Here is a 19,197-nt window from a genome sequence, read left to right on the forward strand (position 1 = left end):
CCGCGGCTGATCTTGGCGTGCGCCATGCGCTAGGCTGGCGGCGACGGGCCGCGCCGCGGCCTGGGAGCACGCCGCATGGCCGTAGCCACCGACGAAAAGCGCATCGCCCTGCTGATCGACGCCGACAACGCGCCGGCGGCCAAGATCGAGGTGATCCTGGCCGAGGTCGCCCGCTACGGCGCGGCCAACGTGCGCCGCGCGTACGGCAACTGGAAAAGCCCGAACCTGAAAAGCTGGGAGGCGGTGCTGCACGAGTACGCGATCCGCCCGATCCAGCAATTCGCCTACTCCAAGGGCAAGAACGCCTCGGACATGGCGATGGTGATCGACGCGATGGACCTGCTGTACGCACGCAACCTCGACGCCTTCGCCATCGTCTCCAGCGACGCGGATTTCACTCCGCTGGTGATGCGGCTGTTGACCGACGGGGTCAAGGTCTACGGCTTCGGCGAAAAGAAGACGCCCGAGCCGTTCGTCAACGCCTGCTCCAAGTTCACCTACGTCGAAGGCCTGGGCCAGCCGGCGGCCGAGGTGCAGGCCGACGAGACCGTGGCCACGGTCGCGCCGCGCAGCGCCCAGGATTTGCGCAGCGACGACCGCCTGGTGCGGATGCTGCGGCGCGCGGTGGAGACGGCCAGCGGCGACGACGGCTGGTCGCACCTGGGCGCGGTCGGCCATCAGATCGCCAATCAGGCCTCATTCGATTCGCGCAATTACGGCTACCGCAAGCTCAGCGATCTGATCGAGGCGGCCGGCTTGTTCGAAACCCGGCGCGACAATCAGATCGTGTGGGTGCGCGACAAGCCCAAGGGCAAGACCAAGGAAGCGGCCAAGGAGCCCGACAAGGCCGAGGCCGGCAAGCCCAAGGGCAAGAGCAAGGCCGGCAAGGGCTGAGCGCCGGCGTCATCGACGCCGGCGTCGCTTATCCGCGCGGGCTTACTCGCTCTTGATGCTGTCCAGTTGCAGCGTCATCAGCGGCTCCTTGCCCATGTAGCGCACGAACTTGACCCGGCCGAAACCCGGCGCGTACCAGAACTCGGCCGAATTCTCGGCATCGCCGGCCTTCAGGTGGCAGGTGCCGGGGAACTTGCGCGGCTCGAAATCCACCGGCAGTTCCAGGTCTTCGAAACCGACGAACACGTAATCGTCGAAGCCGTCGTACTGGATGTCCTGGCTGGCGCCGTCGTTGTGGGTGATGCGCTGGCCGGCGCCGCTGAGGCGGAACTTGGCGCCGGGCTTGGCGCTGGCCGGGAACTGCGGGGTTTGCGCGTAGCGCTCGGTGATCGCCGGTTTGCTGGCGTCGCCGCCCCAGTCGGCGATGCCGTATTGCACGCTGCCGAGCAGGGCGCGGCCGCTGGGATCGTAATAGGTCGCGGTCTTGACGCCGTCGCCGCTGGACACGACCGCGATCGCGTCGCGATCGCCGAAGCGCTCGCGCACGATGCGCACGCTGTCGCGGCCGGCATCGTAGGCGACGCCCGGCTTGAGGCTGAAGCAGGCGGCGAAATCGCCGGCCTGCGCGGCGGGCGCCGCGGCGGCGAGGGCGAGGCTCAGGGCGAGGGTGAGGCGTGGGAGGTTCATGCGGGTCCTTGTATGAACTCGGGGGCAGGGGCATGCGCAGGGTGTCCGCGCGTTCTGCCTATTTTCGTCTGAAGGGCGGCGGGCAGGTAGAAGAATTAGATGCATTGTCTGGCCGGATTCATCCCGGACTCGCGGGCGCGAGCCGATTGCGGCGGCTGCCGTCGCGCAATCCACGCAAGCTGCGGCCGTGGCGATGCGGCTGCGTTGAAAGTTTCGGCGTAGTCGTGAGTTCGCGGTCGCAGCTCGCGCAGCTCCTACAGTCTGAAACGAAACTGGCCGGACCCCGGTAGGAGCGGCGCGAGCCGCGACCGCGACAACGCGGCTGCGATGATAGTTTCGGCGTAGTTGCGGATTCGCGGTCGCAGCTCGCGCAGCTCCTACAGCCTGAAACGAAACCGGCCGGAGCCCCTGTAGGAGCGGCGCGAGCCGCGACCGCGACAACGCGGCTGCGACGAAAGTTGCGGCGTAGTTGCGGATTTGCGGTCGCAGCTTGCGCAGCTCCTACAGCCTGAAACGAAACTGGCCGGAGCCCCTGTAGGAGCGGCGCGAGCCGCGACCGCGACAACGCGGCTGCGATGATAGTTTCGGCGTAGTTGCGGATTCGCGGTCGCAGCTTGCGCAGCTCCTACAGTCTGGGACGAAACCGGCCGGAGCCCCTGTAGGAGCGGCGCGAGCCGCGACCGCGACAACGCGGCTGCGACGAAGGTTTCGGCGTAGTTGCGAATTTGCGGTCGCAGCTTGCGCAGCTCCTACAGTCTGAAACGAAACCGGCCGGAGCCCCTGTAGGAGCGGCGCGAGCCGCGACCGCGTCAATGCGATTGCGATGAAGGTTTCGGCGTAGTTGCGGATTCGCGGTCGCAGCTTGCGCAGCTCCTACCGTCTGGAACGAAGCATCTGCAACGCCGGAGCGTGGCGAATCAGTACAAATCCGCCGGATCCACATCCAGCGACCAGCGCACCTTGCGCGCTTCGGGCGCGGCGTAGATCGCCGGCAAGGCGGCGTCGAGCGCGGCGTGCAGGTCGCGCCGCTGCGGCGCGGACAGGATCAGTTGCGCGCGCAGGTAGCCGGCGCGGCGCGGCATCGGCGCGGGCACCGGGCCATTGATTTCCAGCGCGCTGCGCTCGGTGCCGCGCTGCGCGGCGGCCTGCTGCAGTTCGCGCCGCGCCATCGCCAGGAACGCGTTGGCGGCCTCGACCTGCTGCGCTTCGGCGCGGATCAGCGCCATGTGCGCGTACGGCGGGAAACCCGCGGCTTCGCGCTGGGCCAGTTCGACCTCGGCGAAGGCATGGTAGCCGCCGGACAGCAGGGTGATCAGCAGTTCGTGTTCGGGATGATGGGTCTGCAGCAGCACCTCGCCGGGCTTGAGCGCGCGGCCGGCGCGGCCGGCGACCTGGATCAGCAACTGCGCGAGCTTTTCGCGCGCGCGAAAGTCGGCGCTGAACAAGCCTTCGTCGATGCCGACCACGGCAACCAGGGTCAGGTTGGCCAGGTCGTGGCCCTTGGCCAGCATCTGGGTGCCGACCAGCACGCCCGGCGCGGTGCCGAACTGCGCCAGCAGATTTTCCAGCGCATCGCGTTTTTGCGTGCTGCCGCGGTCGATGCGCAGCACCGGGAACTCGTCGAAGCGCGCGGCCAGCGATTCCTCGATGCGCTCGGTGCCGGCGCCCTGCGATTGCAGGGCCAGGCCGCCGCAGTCGGGGCAGGCGTCGGGCGCGGGCCGGCGGGTGCCGCAGTGGTGGCATTGCAGGCGCCGGCCGCCGCCGTGCACGGTCATCGGCGTGGGCTTGAGCGGGGTGCTGCAGCGCGGGCAGTGCGCGGTCCAGCCGCAGTCGTGGCACAGCAGCACCGGGGCGTAGCCGCGCCGGTTCTTGAACACCAGCGCCTGGCCGCCGGCGCGCAGTTCGCCGTGCAGGCGTTCGAGCAGTTCCGGCGACAAGCCGGCTTGCAGCGGCCGCTTGCGCACGTCGAGCACGCGCACCCGCGGCGGCTGCGCGGTGCCTGCGCGGCGAAGCAGGCGCAGGTGGCCGTAGCGGCCGGCCTGGGCGTTGCGCAGCGATTCCAGCGACGGCGTGGCGCTGCCCAGCAGCACCGGCACGTCCAGCGCCTTGGCCCGGACCAGGGCGAAATCGCGGGCGTGGTAGCGGATGCCGTCGAGCTGCTTGAAGCTGCCGTCGTGTTCTTCGTCGATCACGATCAGGCCCGGCTCGCGCAGCGGCAGGAACACCGCCGAACGCGTGCCCACGGCGATGCGCGCCTCGCCGCGCGCGAACGCGGCCCAGGTGCGCGCGCGCTCGCCGTCGCTCAGGCCCGAGTGCAGCGCGTGCACCGGCACGCCCAGGCGGGCGCGAAAGCGCGCCAGGGTCTGCGGGGTCAGGCCGATCTCCGGCACCAGCACCAGCGCCTGCTTGCCGCGCGCCAGGCAGTCGGCGATCGCGCGCAGGTAGACCTCGGTCTTGCCGCTGCCGGTGACGCCGTCGAGCAGGAACGGGGTGAAGCCGGGCGTGGCCAGGATCGCGTCGACCGCGGCCTGCTGTTCGTCGTTGAGCGGCGGCCCGGGCTGCGGCGCCGGCGCGTGCGCCGTCGCCGGCACCGCCAGGCGCTCGGCGTGGCCGCGCTTGGCCAGGGCGCGCGCGGCCGTGCGCCAGTCTTCGAGCAGGTCGTCGAGGCGGTCCTCGTCGAGTTCGCCGTGTTCGTCCAGCAGGTCCGACAGCCGGCGCGGCTTGCCGGCGCGCAGGCCGGGCCGGGCGGTGGCGCCGGCTTCGGTCAGGCGCCAGGCCCAGGCGTGGGTGTCGGGCAGCGGCTCGCCGTGGCGCAGCGGGCCGGGCAGGGCGGTGGCCAGTACCTCGCCGAGCGGGGCGTGGGTGTAGCGGGCCAGCCAGCGCAGCGACTCCAGCAGCTCGCCGTGCAGCAGCGGTTCCGGGTCGAGCCGGGCCAGCACCTGCTTGAGCGCGGCCGGGTCGGTGCCGGGCTCGGGCGCGCCGACCTCGGCCACCCAGCCGACCAGCTCGCGCCGGCCGAACGGCACCCGCACCCGCGCGCCGACCGGGTCGCCGGCCTCGCCGGCCCCGGCCGGGGGCAGGTAATCGAACAGGCGCGGCAGCGGCACCGGCAGGGCGATGCGCCAGACGCTGGCCGGCGGGAAAAACGAAGCCTCGGACATCGCATCAGTCTAGCGAGCGCGGCGGCGGCCGGGCAGTTGCGGGCCATAGCTGCCCCCGGTCCGACAAAGCCGACGCAAGTGACCGCCAGTTAAGGAAAAACCCCCTTATCCACACGGGTTGTGGATAAATCTGTGCATGGTGTGTCGGCAGGGCTGCGCGAGGGCGTTGAATCAAGCCCTCGGGTTAGGTTGGTGAAAAAATCGCCAATTGCTCTATTTTCTTTGGAATCATGCGCTTAGCCGTGAAACATAGCTGTAACGCGGTGTTTTGGTTCCGTGAAAGAGCGACACATGACGGTTCGATTACTGCTGTGCACAACCGGATTTTCGCCCAAGCCGCATTGCGCCTCGCGCAAACGCGGTTTGGCGGTTTGTCAAGCGGTTTTGCGCCGGCCCGGCGGCCTGCCGGCATCGCTATGATGCGCCGTATGGTGAAGTCGTCCCGATGAGTTCCACATCCCCCGCCCCGGGTTCGTCCGCCCCCCGTTCCGCCGCTCCCGCCGCCCTGTCGGCGTTCCTGCGCGGCGTCGAACGGCGTGGCGCGGTGTTGGCTGAATTGCAGGCCGGCGACGCCGCCGCCGGCGACGCCGCGCTGGTCGCGGCCATGGCCGGGTTCCGCGCGATCGCCGCGCAGACCGCGCTCAACGATTGGCCGGCGCGGTTCTGGCAGCTGCTGCTGACCCAGCCCGGCCTGCGCCAGCGCACCCCGGTGGCGATCCCGCTGGACGCCACCGACCGGCTCGGCGAGCTCGGCAGCGGCCCGCGCGCGGCGCTGCTGCTGCGGCTGGCCGCCGGCCTGGACGAGGCCGAGGCCTCGGCGGTGCTGCACGTGGCCCCGGCGACCTACCGGCTGGCCCTGCAGCGGGCGCTGCCGCGCCACCCCGACGGCCGCGCCGATCCGCAGGCCTGGCAGCAGTTGCGCGAACAGGTCCACCGCCGGATCAAGACCCTGCCGGCCGAGCGCCTGCAGCGCCTGGCCCAGGCGCGCGAGCGGGCGCTGCAGGGCGCCGCGCCCGCGCCGGCCGCCGCCGGCGCGCGTGCCGGCGCTGCGGCGCGGCCGCGGCCGCGCTGGCTGATGCCGCTGCTGTGGAGCCTGCTGGCGCTGTGCGCGCTGGCCTTCGCCGCGACCTTCTGGTGGCCGTCCGGGTTCGCGCTCGGCGACGGCCCCGAGGGCGTGACGGTGGCGCCGCTGGCCGAAGGCAGCGGCCCGGCCGAGCGCTACAGCCGCGAGGCCGGGCTGATCGCCGACGGCGATTTCGACCTGCTTGCCGACCCGCAGGGCGAGGCCGCCGCGGCCGACCTGGAATTCCACAACTGGCTGGCCGCGCGCGACGCCGGGACGATCCCGGCCACCGCCGCGCCGCCGGCCGAACCGGCGCCCGCCGCGCCGCCGTCGCCGGGCAGCGAGAGCCCGGGTCTGGAAACCGACGCGCAGGAGGGCGAATGAACCGGATCGTCGTATTCGCCGCCGCCCTGGCCGTGGCCGCCGCGGCGTGGCTGCCGGCGCGCGCGCTGCCGCCGGAGCTCGAGCGCAGCCTGACCAAACTGCCGCCGCCGGTGCGCGCGCGGATCCAGGCCAACGGCCAGCGCTGGGACGGCTGGGACGAAGCGCAGCGGCGCGAGTTCGCCCAGCGCGCCGCGCAATGGAATCAACTCGGTGCAGGCGAACGCGGCGTGCGCCGCGAGCGCTACCTCGCCTGGCAGGCGCTGAGCGCCGACGAGCGCGCGCAGTCGCAAGCCGCCGCCGCGCGTCTGGCGGCGCTGCCGCCGGAACAGCAGCAGGCGCTGCGCGCCCAGTTCGACGCGCTCGACCGCAGCGAGCGCCGCGGCTGGCTGCTCGGCCCGGCGCTGGGCGCCGACTATCCGGCCTTGCAGCCGCTGCTGGCGCAACTGCCGCCGGAGCAACACGCGGCGATGCTGACCGCGCTGCGCGGCCTGACCGCCGCGCAGCGCAAGGATCTGGCGGTGCTGGCCCAGCGCACGCCGCCGCAGGAGCGCGAGCGTTTGCGCGCAGGCCTGCTGGCGGCGCTGGCGGCGCAGCGCGGGGCGTGGTTGCAGGACGCGCTGGCGCGTTGATTGGTTTGGAGAGTGGGCGCTTGCGCAGGTACTGCGCGGGATGACGGCAATCCGCGTTTCGGCTTGCGCCTGAGCGAAGATCGCAGCGGTCTGTCGTTGTGGTGGTTTCGCGGTCGCGGCTTGCGCCGCTCCTACAGGGACCCATGTCGCAGCCGCAGCCCCTGTAGGAGCGGCGCAAGCCGCGACCGCGCCAACGAAACGACGACGAATGCTTGCGCAGGCGAAAAAACGACGACCGCTGCGGCCATCGCTTCCCTAACCGACGCTCAGCGCGGCAACACCCGCATCACCCGCCGGCTCGCGCCGAACCGGCCTTCGAACCGCGCCAGACCTTCCGCGCGCATCCGCGGCGCGTGATCGCGCAAGTAGGTTTCCAGCGCCGCCGCATCGCGCAGGCGATAGCGCACGCACAGCGCCAGCCGCCCCGGCGCGGGCGCCGGCTCGTCGACTTCGTGCAGGTCCGCGCCGAGGAAGCCCGGCAACGCGCAGATCTCGCCGATGTGCGCGCGCAGCCAGACCAGGAACTGCGCGGCGACCGCCGCGTCCACGTCCAGCGATACCTCGTAGATCGTCTCGTCGGTCATCGCAGCCTCGCGTTCGCTCTTCGAATCCCGGCCGTTGGCGCGGCCGCAGCGGCGCCTGCGCGCCGGGGGGTTACATCCGCACGATCGCCGCGGTCATCAGCGCCACCGTGGCCAGGCTCAGCAGGAAGAAGTACGCGCTGCCGATCAGCAGATAGCGCAGCAGGGTCAGCGGCCAGCCGTTGGCGTAGACGCGCTTTTCCATGATCAGCAGATAGATCGGCATCCACGTCCACAACAGGCCGATGGCCAGGCCCTTGAGCCAGACCACGCCGGCCCAGTGCGGCGCGATCGCGTCGCCGAGCAGCATCAGCACGAACATCGCCAGCAGCGCCAGGCACAGGTAGATGTGGCTGTACAACGCCACCACCAGATGCTCGAGATAACCGCGGCCCGAGCCGACGTAGGCGATCTTCAGCAGCAGCGCGAAGATCGGCACCATCAGGAACAGCGCCGAGGGGATCGCGCCGATCAGCGCGTGGATGTACAGCGCCGGATCCTTGGTCGCGCGCTGGAAATTGACCTCGCCCTTGCCGACCTGACGGTTGAGCCAGTCGTTGGCGAACTGCGGCCACCACTCGACCTTGAGCGGATTGGTCTTGGGATCCCACGGCCGGCCGTTGAACGACAGCGGTCCTTCGCTGTTGTCGCACTCCACCTCGCCGTAGCGCTGGCGGTCGGGCGCGCGCAGCCCCGCGCCCTCGCTGCGGCCGGCGTGGGCGACCTGCAACTGCGCGATGCGGCAACCGGCTTCGAGGTTGGCCTGGCGGATCAGCCCGGCGTAATCGGACGACTCGCGCGACTGCGGCGTCGCCTGCGCGCGTTGCGCCTGCAATGCGGCGATGCGTTCGTCGCGCAGGCGCTCGACTTCGGCCAGGTTCTTGGCCGCGTCGATCGAGCCCGGACGCGGCGCGCCGGCCAGGCGCTCGCCCTCGGCGCGCTGCGTGGCGACTTGTTCGGCGTCCAGGCCCTGCTCGGCCTTCAGCAGTTCGATGCGCTTGTCGGCCTGGCGGTGCACCGAGACGATCGAGGCTTCGATGGCGTTGCGCGCGACCGGCGCGGCGGCCGCGGCGGTGCGCAGCTCGCCGACCATGCGCGCGCGCAGCTCCTCGACCTCGGCGACGCTGTCGGCGTCGCGCATCTGCTTCTTGACGTTGCCCAGCCGCACCGTGGTGCTCTGCGCGGTGTCGATGTCGAAGTGGGTGTTGCTTTCGACGTGGATCGCGAACTGGGCGACGAAGAAGGTCATCACCGAGACGATCACGAACAAGCGCAGCGGCGGGATGTAGCGCACGCGCCGGCCGGCCAGGTATTCGCGGGCGACTTTGCCCGGAGACAGCAGATCGCGCAAAGTGCGGAACACCCGGCCGTCCAGGTGCCAGAACGACTCGAACACCTCTTCCAGCGCATGGCCGAGGTTGCGCACCGGGTTGTGCACGGATTGGCCGCAGGCGTGGCAATAGTGGCCTTGCAGCTCGGCCTTGCAGTTCTCGCAGTGGCTGGGGTGATCGTCGTGGCCGTGGCCGGCCGACGAGGCCTTGGCTTCGTTAGGTGCGCTCATGCGTATCGAGAAACGAGGCTCCCCGGCCTTCACTTTCGAGCGGGTAAGATAGCCGTCCGCCGCGACCCGGCGCCAGCGCCCCGACCGGATGCGCGGCCGCAGTCGCCGTTGGTTCCCCCATGTCTGCGTCGTCCCCCTCCGTTTCCCGTCCCGGCCTGCTCCGGGAAATCCGCACTTCTTTGGTCCTGGCCGCGCCGCTGGTCGCCGGCCACGTGTCCACCGGCCTGATCGGTTTCGTCGACAACACCCTGGCCGGCCACCACAGCACCACCACCCTGGCGTCGGTGACCATCGGCACCGCGTTGTGGTGGCTGCCGATGATGGTGCCGATCGGAACCCTGCTGTCGGTGCCGCCGTCGGTGTCGCAGCTCGAGGGCGCCGGCCGCCGCGGCGAGATCGGCGCGCTGTTCCGCCAGGCGCTGTGGATGGCGCTGCTGCTGAGCGTGTTCCTGTTCGCGTTCCTGACCCTGATCCCGCACGCGCTGCCGGCGATGGGCATCGCCCCGGGCATCGTGCCGGGCGCGCGCGAATTCCTGCACGGCATCCGCTGGGGCGTGCCGGCGCTGACCTTGTTCTTCTGCATGCGCTATCTCAGCGAGGGCCTGCACTGGACCTTGCCGACCATGCTGCTCAGCGCCGGCGGCCTGCTGATCCTGCTGCCGCTGGGCTATGTGCTGACCTTCGGCAAGTTCGGCCTGCCCGAGATGGGCGCCGGCGGCCTGGGCATCGCCTCGGCGGCGATGCTGTGGGTGCAGGCGATCGGTTTCTTCTTCGTCCTGCGCAACGCCAAGCGTTTCGCCGACCTGCGCCTGTTCGAGCGCTTCGACAAGCCGCACTGGCCGACCATCCGCGGCCTGCTCGCCACCGGCCTGCCGATCGGCGTGACCGTGTTGATGGAAGGCAGCTTGTTCATCGTCACCGCGCTGCTGATCGGGCGGCTGGGCGAGGTGCCGGCGTCGGCGCACCAGATCGCGATCAATCTGTCGGCGCTGTGCTTCATGGTGCCGATGGGTCTGGCTGAGGCGACCACGGTGCGGGTCGGCCACGCCCTGGGCCGGCGCGACTACGCCGGCGTGCGCCGCGCCGGTTTCGCCGGCTACGCCATCGTGCTGTGCACCCAGTTGCTGTCCGGCATCTTGCTGCTGAGCGCCAACGACGTGCTGGTGGGCTTCTACACCACCGACATGGCGGTGGCCTCGCTGGCCGCCTCGCTGCTGCTGTACTCGGCGATGTTCCAGTTCCCCGACGGCATCCAGGTGCTGTCGGCCGGCGCGCTGCGCGGGCTCAAGGACACCCGGGTGCCGATGATCCTGGCCGCGCTGGCCTATTGGGGCGTGGGCATGCCGATCGGCGCCGGCCTCGGCCTGGGCCTGGGCTGGGGCCCCAAGGGCATGTGGATCGGCCTGATCGCCGGCCTGACCGTGGCCGCGGTGCTGCTGTGCGCCCGTTTCCTGCGCTCCAGCCAGCCCGAGCGGCTGGCCGAGCGGATGGCGCGGGAAGCGCCGCACGAGGTCGACCCGCACGAGACCGGCTGCACCTGAGCCGGCCGCGCCCCGGGCCGCCGCCCACCCGGGGCGCCCAGCGTTGCGTAAATGAACGGATTGCGGCCGGATCGCAAGTTTGCAAACACCCTACGTTACGAATGGCGGGTGAAACCCCGCCCCGCGCCGGGTTAGTCTGAGCGCGTACCCACGGAGCCTGTGCAATGAACGAGACCCTCCCACGTCGCGGGCCGCTGGCCCGTTTCTTCGTTGGCGCCTGGGATGCGATGAACTTCACCCGGCGGTTGGTCTTCAACCTGGTGTTCTTCGGCTTCCTCCTGATCTTGCTGATCGCGATGCTGTTCGGCGGCAACACCAAGCCGTTCCAGGACCGCACCACCCTGGTGATCGCGCCGGAAGGCGCGCTGGTCGAGCAATACAGCTCCGACCCGGCCTCGCGCGCGCTCAACCGCGCGCTGGGCGACAAGAATCCGGAAGTGCAGCTGCGCGACATCGTGCGCGCGCTGGACGCGGCCAAGGACGACAAGCGCATCGAGCGCGTGGTGCTGCGCCTGGACAAGCTGCAGTCGGCCGGCATGGCCAGCCTGCGCGAAGTCGCCGCCGCGGTGACGCGGGTGCGCGCGGCCAAGAAGGAAGTGATCGCCTTCGCCGAGAGCATGGATCAGAAGCAGTACCTGATCGCCGCGCAGGCCAACGAGGTCTACCTCGACCCGATGGGCGGCATGATGCTCGAGGGCCTGGGCCGCTATCGCCTGTACTACCGCCAGCTGTTGCAGGACAAGCTCGGCGTGGACGTGCACCTGTTCCGGGTCGGCGAGTTCAAGTCGGCGGCCGAGCCCTACATCCTCGACGCGGCTTCGGAAGAGTCCAAGACCGCCGACCTGTTCTGGATGAACGACCTGTGGCAGCGCTACCTCGGCGACGTGGCCAAGGCGCGCAAGCTCGATCCGGCCGCGCTCAACGCGGCGATCGACGAACTGCCGGCGCGCCTGGACGCGGTCAAGGGCGACCTGGGCAAGTACGCGCTGGGCCTGAAGCTGGTCGATGGCCTGAAGACCCGCGAGGAAGTCGATCAGATCCTGACCAAGCGCGGCGTCGCCGACGAGGACGCCGACGGCGGCTTCCGCCAGATCGCGATGGACGCCTACCTGTTCAACCTCGACCGCCTGACCAATCCGGCCGACAGCCGTCCGCAGGTCGCCATCGTCGTGGCCGAGGGCGAAATCAGCGGCGGCGAGCAGCCGCCGGGCACCGTCGGCGGCGTGTCGACCGCGGCGCTGCTGCGCCAGGCGCGCGACGACGAGAACGTCAAGGCGCTGGTGCTGCGGGTCAACTCGCCGGGCGGCGAGGTGTTCGCCTCCGAGCAGATCCGCCGCGAGATCGTCGGCCTGAAGGCCGCCGGCAAGCCGGTGGTGGTGTCGATGGGCAATCTGGCGGCGTCGGGCGGCTACTGGATCTCGATGAACGCCGACCGCATCTTCGCCGATCCCTCGACCATCACCGGTTCGATCGGCATCTTCGGCCTGATCCCGACCGTGCCGCGCGCGCTGGAGAAGATCGGCGTGCATTCCGACGGCGTCGGCACCACCCGCTTCGCCGGTTCCTACGACATCACCCGGCCGCTGACGCCGGAAGTCGGTCAGGTCATCCAGACCATCATCAACAAGGGCTATGCCGACTTCACCGGCCGCGTCGCCGAGGCGCGCAAGAAGCCGGTGGCCGACGTCGATGCGGTCGCGCGCGGCCGGGTGTGGAGCGGCGCGCAGGCCAAGGAACGCGGCCTGGTCGACGAGATGGGCGGGCTGCAGGCGGCCGTCGACGACGTCGCCCAGCGCGCCAAGCTGGGCAAGGCCGGCGAGTTCCGCGTGCGCTATGTGGAGAAGATCGCCAGCCCGTTCGAGCGCTTCTTCGCCAGCCTCGCCGGCAGCGGCGCCGGCGCGATGGTGCTGGGCCATTCCGATCTCGCCCGCGGCCTGCTGATCAAGGCCGTGCCGCAGGCGGCGGCGGACCTGCGCTTCGTCGAAAGCGCGACCAAGCCCAGCAACGGCGCGCCGGTGAAGGCGCTGGCCTACTGCTTCTGCACGTTGTAAGCGCAGGTTCGCGGCCGGCGCGCTGCGCCGGTCGCGCAAAAACGAAACGCCGCATCGTTCGCGATGCGGCGTTTTTCGTTTGCGGTTCGGCGTGTGCGGCTGTTCGTCGTGGAGAGGTTTCGCGGCGGAGCCAAAGGCATCGGGCCTGAAGGCCCTCCCACAACAGCGGACCCGGGCGGCCCAGGCTTCGGCTCTTGTGGGAGGGCCTTCAGGCCCGACGCTTTGCGCTCAGGCGAGGTTGACCCTCAACCGCCCGCCGCCTCGACCGCATCGCGCGTGTGCTGCGCGCCCTGATCGACGCTGTCTTCCACGCCCTTGGCCTGCTCGATCGGCTTCTGGATCGCATCGCGCATCTGCGTGGCCTGCGGGTCCACCGGGCGTTCCTTCTCCGGCGGTTGCGGCTTGGAGCAGGCCGCGGCCGCGGCGCAGATCAGGACAAGGACGACAAGGCTCGGCTTCATCGCGGCATCCTCTCGACGGTCTGGCCGGTATGCTACGCCGGTCGCGCGCCGCGCGCGCGGCGCGACCTGCAACGACCGTAACGGAGGCACCCATGGACCCCAAGCGTTGGCGATTGGACGGACAGCTCGCGCTGGTCACCGGCGGCAGCGCCGGCATCGGCCGGGCGATCGCGCGCGAGCTGCTGGGCTTCGGCGCCGACGTGCTGCTGGCCGCGCGCGACGCGGCCGCGCTGGAGTCGGCGCGCGCCGAACTGGTCGAGGACTTTCCCGAGCGCGAAGTGCAAGGCTTCGTCGCCGACGTCGCCGACGACGAGCAGCGCCGCGAACTGCTGGACTGGGTCGAGGACTTCGGCGAAGGCCTGCACATCCTGGTCAACAACGCCGGCGGCAACCTCAGCAAGCCGACCAACGACTACACCGAGGACGAATGGCGGCAGGTGTTCGAGATCAACCTGTTCTCCGCGTTCGAACTCTCGCGCTACGCGCATGCGCTGCTGACCCGCCACGCCGCCTCGAGCATCGTCAACGTCGGCAGCGTCTCGGGCAACACCGCTGTGCGCACCGGTTCGCCCTACGGCATGAGCAAGGCGGCGATGCACCAGATGACCCGCAACCTGGCGGTGGAATGGGCCGAGGACGGCATCCGGGTCAACGCGGTGGCGCCGTGGTACATCCGCACCCGCCGCACCTCCGATAAGCTGGCCGATCCGGACTATCTCGACGAAGTGCTGCTGCGCACCCCGGCCGGCCGCATCGGCGAGCCGGAGGAAGTGGCCGCCGCGGTCGCGTTCCTGTGCCTGCCGGCGGCGGGCTACATCACCGGCGAATGCATCGCGGTGGACGGCGGGTTCTTGCGTTACGGGTTCTGAGCCGTATTGGCGGGCGCCGTGTCCGGCACCGGGCCGTAGTGCTCCACCGCCGTGCCGTAGCGCGAGCGGGTGCCGGTGATTTCGACCTCGCCCTTGCTCGCCAAGCGAGTGTAGAGCTCGGGATTGAAGTCGATGCACAGGCGCGCGCCATTGAGGTCCGAACCGCTGCGGATCCAGGCGCGGCGTTTGCATTCGCCGTCGCCGCCGAGGCTTTCCATGCGCACCGATTCGACCCAGGTCGCGCGCGGCGGATCGCTCCAGCGGTGCAGCAGCTGCAGCGGCAGGTTCGACGCCATCCACAGCGTCAGCCCCGCCAGCAAGGCCAGCAACTGGTTGAAGCCGAGCGCGCGGTAGTGCGGTTCCTCGCTCGGCGGGTAGCGGCGCTGGCGCCGTTGCAGCAACACGAAGACCATCGCCGCCGCGGCCACGCTGCACGCCACCGCCAGCGTGCCCACCCAGCCCAGCGACGGCGCCGGTAGGAACGGGCCTGGCCAGGACCACAGGTGCACGGCCAAGGCGCTGCCGCACAGCGCGAGGACCGCGCCGGTCAGTTCGATCAGGACGGGGCGGCGCGGACGGTCTTTGCTGCGCCGGCTGCCGGTGTCGTTAGGGCGGGCGGTCATGGACGGCGTCCTGCGGCGATGGGCCTGGGGTCCGGAACCGCATCGCGCTCCGGTTCAACGCTCACTCGGCGGCCGCGTCGGGAACGGCTCATCCACCACGACTTACCCGCCACAGCTCACTTGCCGCAGGTGCTCTCCACCACGATGCGCTGGATCCGCGCGTACTCGGCGGCCGAGGCGTCGCGGTTGTCGGCGCGGCCGAAGCGCAGCGCCGATTCGGCTTCGCGCAGGCGCTGTTTCCAGCTCTCGCACAGGCGCTCGTCGGGGATGCGCTGGCATTGGTCGTCGACCATCTGGCAGGCCACGCCGGCGCCGCTGCCGACGTTGCCCAGGCCGGTGGTCTGCAGCGGCGCGCAGCGCTGCGGCGGCTTGCCGTCGTCGTTGAGGTAACGGCCGTTGTCGTAGGTGCGGCATTCGAACAGCGCCGGCGGCGGCAGCCGGTCGGCGTCGGCGATGGTCGCCTTGGGCAGCGGCGCGGCCTGCGCGGATTGCGGCGGCAGCGTTTGCGGCGGGCGCGCCACCTGCGGCAGCTGCGAGGACACCGGCGGGTGCATCGGCGGCGCGGGATTGGAATATTGGCCGGGCCCGGTGATCACCGTCGGCGGCGCCGACGACACCGGCGCGTCCTCGATGATGCGTTTTTCCTGGGTGCTGCCCTTCGGGCACGGCGTGTTGTTCTGCACGGTGAGCTGGCCGATCGCGTCGGTGCAGCGATAGATCACCACCTTGCCTTGAGCCTGCGCGCCGGACGCGGCCAGCAACAACACCCACAACCCCCACACGCGCATCAGTAAGCTCCGCAATCGGCGTTCAGGCGCGCGTCGATGACGCGCTGTTCCTCGGTGATCTTCGTGCGCTCGCTCTGCAGCGCGCTGTTGTAGCGGCGGTCGCCGGCCCAGCGCTGGTCGCGCAGCCGCGAACACACTTCCTGTTGCGGCAGCGGATGGCATTCGTCGCGCACCAGCTGGCTGCCGTAATAGACCCCGTAGCCGTAATTGTAGCCGCCGGGAATGACGTAGCCGCTGTTGCTGGAGTACGACACATGGCCGTGGCGGCCGCCGACGGCGATGCGGGTGGACGAATCGGCCACGCGCACGCGCGGCTCGATGCGCGAATCCGGATCGCCCGGCCGCGGCGTCGGCGCGCCGATGCGGCGGCCGAGCGAGGTGCCTTCGTAATAGGGAACGCCGTAGCCCAGATCGACCAGCGGCATCATGCGCGGATTGCCGTCGCCGTTGTCGCTGACGTAGCGGCTGCCGTCGGGGCGCACGCAGTCGTACATCGGCTGCGCGGTGCGCACCACCAGGTACTGCGGTGCGGCGTTGCGCGCGGGCGTCGCGTTCGGCGTCGCCGGCGCGGCTTCGGCCGGACGCGGCGGCGGATCGACCGGACGCATCATGCTCACGGTCTGCTGGCGCTGGCCGGCGGCGCAGGGCGTGTCGCGCAGGCTCAGCCGGCCTTGATCGTCGGTGCAGCGGTAGATCAGCACTTCGCCAGCGGGCTTGGCCGGCGCATCGGCGGCGGTTGCGGCGAGCGCGGTCGCGGCCAACGCGGCCGCGGCGGCAGCGACGATACAGCGGCGGTGGCGGATCGAGGCGGAGCGCATGTGCGCATCTTGCGCCACCGGCGCGTCGGGGAGAAGCCGCGGCGGGCGCCGTCCGGCGGCGGTTCAGCGCCGCCAGACCAGCACCACGACCCCGGCGCCGACCAGCCCCAGCCCCAGCCATTCGCGCAGCGACGGCCGCTCGCCGAGGAAGGCCACCGCGAACAGCGCCGCCAGCACCACGCTGAGCTTGTCCACCGGCGCCACCTGGGCGACCTCGCCGAGCTGCAGGGCGCGGTAGTAGCACAGCCACGAGGCGCCGGTGGCCAGCCCCGACAGCGCCAGGAACAGCAGCGAGCGCGCCGGCAGGCTGCGCGGATCCACCCATTGCCCGCTCAGCGGCACCAGCAGGGCCAGCACCGCCAGGATCACCACGGTGCGCACCAGCGTCGCATAGTCGGCCGAGATGCCGGCGACGCCGACCTTGGCCAACACCGCGGTCAGCGCGGCGAACACCGCCGAGAGCAGGGCCCAGACCGACCAGGCGGGCAGAGAACTCATGGCGAGGCTCCGTATCGAGTTGGCCCGAGCCTAACGCCGCACGGGTAACGGCGGTGTCGGAGCCGCGTCGTGGCCGCCTGTCGCGGCGACGCGATCATGGGCGCTCGATCTGCGCGAACGCCAAGCGCATCGGCAGTGCTCGATCTGCGCGAATCCCCCAACCCGTCATCCCCGCGAGCGCGGGGGTCCAGAGCCTTCAGCGCGCCGCAACGCGCACCCCGCGCTCACCCGCGCAACACTTCCCCAGTCGACGCCACCCGGATCGGCGTCGGCGCGGCCAGCCCGCCGGTCTCGCCCTCGCACACGCCGTCGGCCAACGCCAGCAACGCGCGGTCCAACTCCTCGCGCCGGAACGCCGGCGGCTGGCCGGCGAGGTTGGCGCTGGTCGACACCAGCGGCCCGCCGTGGGCGCGGCACAGCGCGCTGGCCTGCGGATGCGCGCTGACCCGCAGCGCGACGCTGCGGTGCGCGCCGCTGATCCACGCCGGGACCAACGCGGTCGCCGGCAGCGCCCAGGTATGCGGGCCCGGCCAGCTCGCGCGCACCGCCTGCGCGCGCTCGGGCGGCAGCGCCGCCCAATCGACCAATGCATCGAGCTGATCGAGCGAGGCGGCGATCAGGATCACGCCCTTGTCCACCGGCCGTTGCTTGATCGCCAGCAGCCGCAACACCGCGGCCTGATCGAACGGATCGCAGCCGATGCCCCACACCGCTTCGGTCGGATACACCAGCACGCCGCCGCGGGCGAGCGCCGCGGCGGACTGTTCCAGGCTCAAGGACGGGGCGGACATGCGTGGATCCTGCGACGAAAAAAACAGTGTCGCATGCGTCGCGGCGGCGCGCAGGGTACCGCCGCGACGGTTCGCGCGGCCGCCGTCAGTGGCCGTGATGGGCGTGATCGACCGCGGGCTGCGCCGATGCCGGCAGGCGCACGTCGAAGGCGTAGGAGCGATTGCCGCTGAGATAGACGCGATTGTCGGTGCCGGCCTGCGCCTGCACCTGGCCGCCGCGCTGCTGGCCGATGCGGGCGAACTTGGCGCGCGCGTTGACCTGTTCGGCGACGCGCTGCGGCCACTGCGCCGTGGAAGTCTCGCCGGTGCGCAGCACGGTCTCGATCTTCTCCGCGTCGCTGCCGTCGGCGTTGAACACGCGCAAGGTCACCGCGGTGCCGGCCGGATAGTCGTTGACCACGTTGAGCGGGCCGGCCTCGCGCCACGGCGAGCGCGCGTCGGCGAGCGAGGTGGTGAAGTTGACGTCCATGCAGGTGTAGAACGCTTCGGTCGAATCCGAGCGCTGCCAGGTGTTGTAGATCACGTGGCGGCCGCTGCGCGCGGGCAGGGTGCAGGTGATGTGGTAGTTGTTGCCGGCCGACAGCGGGATCGGCCCGGTCTTGCAGAACTGCTGCAGGTCGCCCCAGCGCAGGGACGAGTTCGGGTTCCAGCCTTGCGGGGTTACGTAGAACGTCCAGTCCTTGGTCGCGTGCGGCGCGGTGGCGTAGAAGGTGAAGGTGTAGCTGCTGCCCGAGCGCACGTTGGTGGTCTGCCAATCGCTGCGCACGATGTCCAGGCCGCGGAAGGTCGGGTTGTTGCCGCTGCACAGCTTGCCGTCGGGCACCACTGCGCGGTGGTTGCTGTTGGCGTTGGCCTGGTTGATGCCGTTCCAGTCGTAGAACAGCTGCGAGCCGGCCACGGCCCAGGCGGCGCGGCAGGCCGGATCGGAGGGATTTTCCTTGTTGCCCAGATAGCACTTGTAGATGCGGCTCTGCGGGTTGACGAACGAGCCGTGGGCGAAGGCGGTGGACGCGGGCAGGGCGGCCGCGCACAGGGCGACGGCGGCGGACAGCAGGGTGCAACGCTGGATGCGGGTCATGGCGGTACCTGTCGATGGGCAATGGTGACGGGCCCCCCAACAGCTTCGCGATGGCGAACGGCCTAGCGCGACTGCGGTCGCGTCTCGAAACGGGTACGGCCGCGCGGCGGCGTCCCGGTATTTGTGCGGCCGATCCTAGTGGGCGGGGGCGGGCGATTCTGTGCGGGCGGTCGCCTGGGGGGACATGCGCTGGGGTGCGGTGGTGGGTGCGATGTGGGAAACGCGGGGTGCGTCACGGATGGGGGCGGTGGGTGCGACGTTGTGTCGCTGGCGTGGCCGGATTTTCGGTTTTGGGGTGGCGGGGTTCGATGCGGCTTGCGCCGTTCCTACAGGGGTTGCGGCCGGGTTCGTATCCGACTGTAGGAGCGGCGCGAGCCGCGAACGCGACACCGCAACTACGACGAAACCTCCGCAATGGCTGCGCTTTCGCGGTCGCGACTTGCGTCGCTCCTACAGGGAGATACGAAACTCGCCGGAGACCCTGTAGGAGCGACGCAAGTCGCGACCAACCGCAGCTCCGCAGCTCCGCCGAACTCGTCCGAAGACCCGAAGCTTCCCCGCCCGTCATTCCGGCGAAAGCCGGAACCCATTTTGATGTTGCTTGCGCTTGTCTCGTAGCAACGAGTGAAGACCAGCCAAGATCAACAGCTTCCGTCCGCAAGCGGCCGGGTCACTTTCTTTGTCTTGCCAAAGAAAGTAACCAAAGAAAGGCGCTTTCC

At 70.6% G+C, this 19,197-nt stretch carries 17 protein-coding genes; 6 read left to right on the plus strand and 11 right to left on the minus strand.

The annotated features are described in order from the left end of the window. Window positions 1–75: 75 nt before the first annotated feature. Window positions 76–894 carry an NYN domain-containing protein gene (locus tag BLU84_RS17870; protein ID WP_074870524.1) on the plus strand — a complete coding sequence of 273 codons (819 nt, stop codon included), beginning with the start codon at window positions 76–78 and terminating at the stop codon, window positions 892–894. Between the two features lie 42 nt (window positions 895–936). Here the strand turns inward: BLU84_RS17870 and BLU84_RS17875 are convergent, their stop codons facing one another. Further along, on the minus strand, window positions 937–1,581 hold the full coding sequence (locus BLU84_RS17875; RefSeq protein ID WP_074870526.1) for a hypothetical protein: 645 nt from the start codon (window positions 1,579–1,581) through the stop codon (window positions 937–939). Window positions 1,582–2,498: 917 nt separating this feature from the next. Next, window positions 2,499–4,742, minus strand: a complete 2,244-nt coding sequence (locus BLU84_RS17880) for a primosomal protein N' (RefSeq protein ID WP_074870528.1) — start codon at window positions 4,740–4,742, stop codon at window positions 2,499–2,501. Between the two features lie 544 nt (window positions 4,743–5,286). Between BLU84_RS17880 and BLU84_RS17885 the strand changes: the two genes are divergently transcribed. After that, window positions 5,287–6,189 (plus strand): hypothetical protein, encoded by a 903-nt coding sequence (locus BLU84_RS17885; RefSeq protein ID WP_139175087.1) that lies wholly within the window; start codon window positions 5,287–5,289, stop codon window positions 6,187–6,189. Continuing rightward, complete coding sequence (locus tag BLU84_RS17890; protein WP_083382788.1) at window positions 6,186–6,818, plus strand: DUF3106 domain-containing protein; 633 nt, start codon at window positions 6,186–6,188, stop codon at window positions 6,816–6,818. The genes BLU84_RS17885 and BLU84_RS17890 overlap by 4 nt, the downstream gene beginning before the upstream one ends. A gap of 266 nt (window positions 6,819–7,084) precedes the next feature. Here BLU84_RS17890 and BLU84_RS17895 read toward each other — a convergent pair whose 3' ends face one another. Continuing rightward, window positions 7,085–7,402 carry a DUF4286 family protein gene (locus BLU84_RS17895; protein ID WP_074870533.1) on the minus strand — a complete coding sequence of 106 codons (318 nt, stop codon included), beginning with the start codon at window positions 7,400–7,402 and terminating at the stop codon, window positions 7,085–7,087. A gap of 70 nt (window positions 7,403–7,472) precedes the next feature. Continuing rightward, window positions 7,473–8,960, minus strand: a complete 1,488-nt coding sequence (locus tag BLU84_RS17900) for a DUF3667 domain-containing protein (protein WP_074870537.1) — start codon at window positions 8,958–8,960, stop codon at window positions 7,473–7,475. Between the two features lie 119 nt (window positions 8,961–9,079). On the opposite strand from BLU84_RS17900, the gene BLU84_RS17905 reads away from it, so the two are divergent. Both BLU84_RS17905 and sppA read left to right on the plus strand, forming a co-directional pair. Further along, a complete protein-coding gene (locus BLU84_RS17905; RefSeq protein WP_074870538.1) occupies window positions 9,080–10,501 on the plus strand; it encodes an MATE family efflux transporter in 1,422 nt (473 codons plus the stop codon). Window positions 10,502–10,665: 164 nt separating this feature from the next. Further along, complete coding sequence (gene sppA, locus BLU84_RS17910; protein WP_074870540.1) at window positions 10,666–12,552, plus strand: signal peptide peptidase SppA; 1,887 nt, start codon at window positions 10,666–10,668, stop codon at window positions 12,550–12,552. A 245-nt stretch (window positions 12,553–12,797) separates the two neighbouring features. Here the strand turns inward: sppA and BLU84_RS17915 are convergent, their stop codons facing one another. Then, window positions 12,798–13,013 carry a hypothetical protein gene (locus BLU84_RS17915; RefSeq protein WP_074870542.1) on the minus strand — a complete coding sequence of 72 codons (216 nt, stop codon included), beginning with the start codon at window positions 13,011–13,013 and terminating at the stop codon, window positions 12,798–12,800. A gap of 92 nt (window positions 13,014–13,105) precedes the next feature. Between BLU84_RS17915 and BLU84_RS17920 the strand changes: the two genes are divergently transcribed. Beyond that, window positions 13,106–13,882: an SDR family oxidoreductase gene (locus BLU84_RS17920; protein WP_074870544.1), complete on the plus strand. Its 777-nt coding sequence runs from the start codon at window positions 13,106–13,108 to the stop codon at window positions 13,880–13,882. On the opposite strand, the gene BLU84_RS17925 is transcribed toward BLU84_RS17920, so the two are convergent. The 6 genes from BLU84_RS17925 to BLU84_RS17950 all read right to left on the minus strand — a co-directional run bounded on the left by BLU84_RS17925 (window position 13,870) and on the right by BLU84_RS17950 (window position 18,478). After that, window positions 13,870–14,505, minus strand: a complete 636-nt coding sequence (locus BLU84_RS17925) for a hypothetical protein (protein ID WP_074870546.1) — start codon at window positions 14,503–14,505, stop codon at window positions 13,870–13,872. The two genes, BLU84_RS17920 and BLU84_RS17925, sit on opposite strands and share 13 nt — an antisense overlap. Window positions 14,506–14,621: 116 nt before the next feature. Beyond that, window positions 14,622–15,293 carry a DUF4124 domain-containing protein gene (locus BLU84_RS17930; protein ID WP_074870548.1) on the minus strand — a complete coding sequence of 224 codons (672 nt, stop codon included), beginning with the start codon at window positions 15,291–15,293 and terminating at the stop codon, window positions 14,622–14,624. Then, the gene (locus BLU84_RS27265) at window positions 15,293–16,111 is read right to left on the minus strand and encodes a DUF4124 domain-containing protein (RefSeq protein ID WP_074870550.1); all 819 of its coding nucleotides are present in this window, start codon (window positions 16,109–16,111) and stop codon (window positions 15,293–15,295) included. Before BLU84_RS27265 ends, BLU84_RS17930 begins: the two co-directional genes overlap by 1 nt. Before the next feature lie 63 nt (window positions 16,112–16,174). After that, the gene (locus BLU84_RS17940) at window positions 16,175–16,609 is read right to left on the minus strand and encodes an EamA family transporter (RefSeq protein ID WP_074870552.1); all 435 of its coding nucleotides are present in this window, start codon (window positions 16,607–16,609) and stop codon (window positions 16,175–16,177) included. Between the two features lie 224 nt (window positions 16,610–16,833). Beyond that, window positions 16,834–17,400, minus strand: a complete 567-nt coding sequence (tsaC, locus tag BLU84_RS17945) for an L-threonylcarbamoyladenylate synthase type 1 TsaC (protein WP_074870554.1) — start codon at window positions 17,398–17,400, stop codon at window positions 16,834–16,836. A gap of 85 nt (window positions 17,401–17,485) precedes the next feature. Beyond that, window positions 17,486–18,478 (minus strand): lytic polysaccharide monooxygenase, encoded by a 993-nt coding sequence (locus BLU84_RS17950; protein WP_074870557.1) that lies wholly within the window; start codon window positions 18,476–18,478, stop codon window positions 17,486–17,488. Window positions 18,479–19,197: the final 719 nt, after the last annotated feature.

The organism is Lysobacter enzymogenes (assembly GCF_900106525.1).
Lineage (GTDB): Bacteria > Pseudomonadota > Gammaproteobacteria > Xanthomonadales > Xanthomonadaceae > Lysobacter > Lysobacter enzymogenes.

What these genes read in the sequence shown, in the direction of transcription:
- BLU84_RS17930 (WP_074870548.1), bottom strand. Translation starts at nt 15,293, where the DNA reads ATGCGCGTGTGGGGGTTGTGGGTGTTGTTGCTGGCCGCGTCCGGCGCG.
- BLU84_RS17920 (WP_074870544.1), top strand. Translation starts at nt 13,106, where the DNA reads ATGGACCCCAAGCGTTGGCGATTGGACGGACAGCTCGCGCTGGTCACC.
- sppA (WP_074870540.1), top strand. Translation starts at nt 10,666, where the DNA reads ATGAACGAGACCCTCCCACGTCGCGGGCCGCTGGCCCGTTTCTTCGTT.
- BLU84_RS17875 (WP_074870526.1), bottom strand. Translation starts at nt 1,581, where the DNA reads ATGAACCTCCCACGCCTCACCCTCGCCCTGAGCCTCGCCCTCGCCGCC.
- BLU84_RS17950 (WP_074870557.1), bottom strand. Translation starts at nt 18,478, where the DNA reads ATGACCCGCATCCAGCGTTGCACCCTGCTGTCCGCCGCCGTCGCCCTG.
- BLU84_RS17870 (WP_074870524.1), top strand. Translation starts at nt 76, where the DNA reads ATGGCCGTAGCCACCGACGAAAAGCGCATCGCCCTGCTGATCGACGCC.
- BLU84_RS17880 (WP_074870528.1), bottom strand. Translation starts at nt 4,742, where the DNA reads ATGTCCGAGGCTTCGTTTTTCCCGCCGGCCAGCGTCTGGCGCATCGCC.
- BLU84_RS17940 (WP_074870552.1), bottom strand. Translation starts at nt 16,609, where the DNA reads ATGAGTTCTCTGCCCGCCTGGTCGGTCTGGGCCCTGCTCTCGGCGGTG.
- BLU84_RS17905 (WP_074870538.1), top strand. Translation starts at nt 9,080, where the DNA reads ATGTCTGCGTCGTCCCCCTCCGTTTCCCGTCCCGGCCTGCTCCGGGAA.
- BLU84_RS17890 (WP_083382788.1), top strand. Translation starts at nt 6,186, where the DNA reads ATGAACCGGATCGTCGTATTCGCCGCCGCCCTGGCCGTGGCCGCCGCG.
- BLU84_RS17915 (WP_074870542.1), bottom strand. Translation starts at nt 13,013, where the DNA reads ATGAAGCCGAGCCTTGTCGTCCTTGTCCTGATCTGCGCCGCGGCCGCG.
- BLU84_RS17925 (WP_074870546.1), bottom strand. Translation starts at nt 14,505, where the DNA reads ATGACCGCCCGCCCTAACGACACCGGCAGCCGGCGCAGCAAAGACCGT.
- BLU84_RS17895 (WP_074870533.1), bottom strand. Translation starts at nt 7,402, where the DNA reads ATGACCGACGAGACGATCTACGAGGTATCGCTGGACGTGGACGCGGCG.
- tsaC (WP_074870554.1), bottom strand. Translation starts at nt 17,400, where the DNA reads ATGTCCGCCCCGTCCTTGAGCCTGGAACAGTCCGCCGCGGCGCTCGCC.
- BLU84_RS27265 (WP_074870550.1), bottom strand. Translation starts at nt 16,111, where the DNA reads ATGCGCTCCGCCTCGATCCGCCACCGCCGCTGTATCGTCGCTGCCGCC.
- BLU84_RS17900 (WP_074870537.1), bottom strand. Translation starts at nt 8,960, where the DNA reads ATGAGCGCACCTAACGAAGCCAAGGCCTCGTCGGCCGGCCACGGCCAC.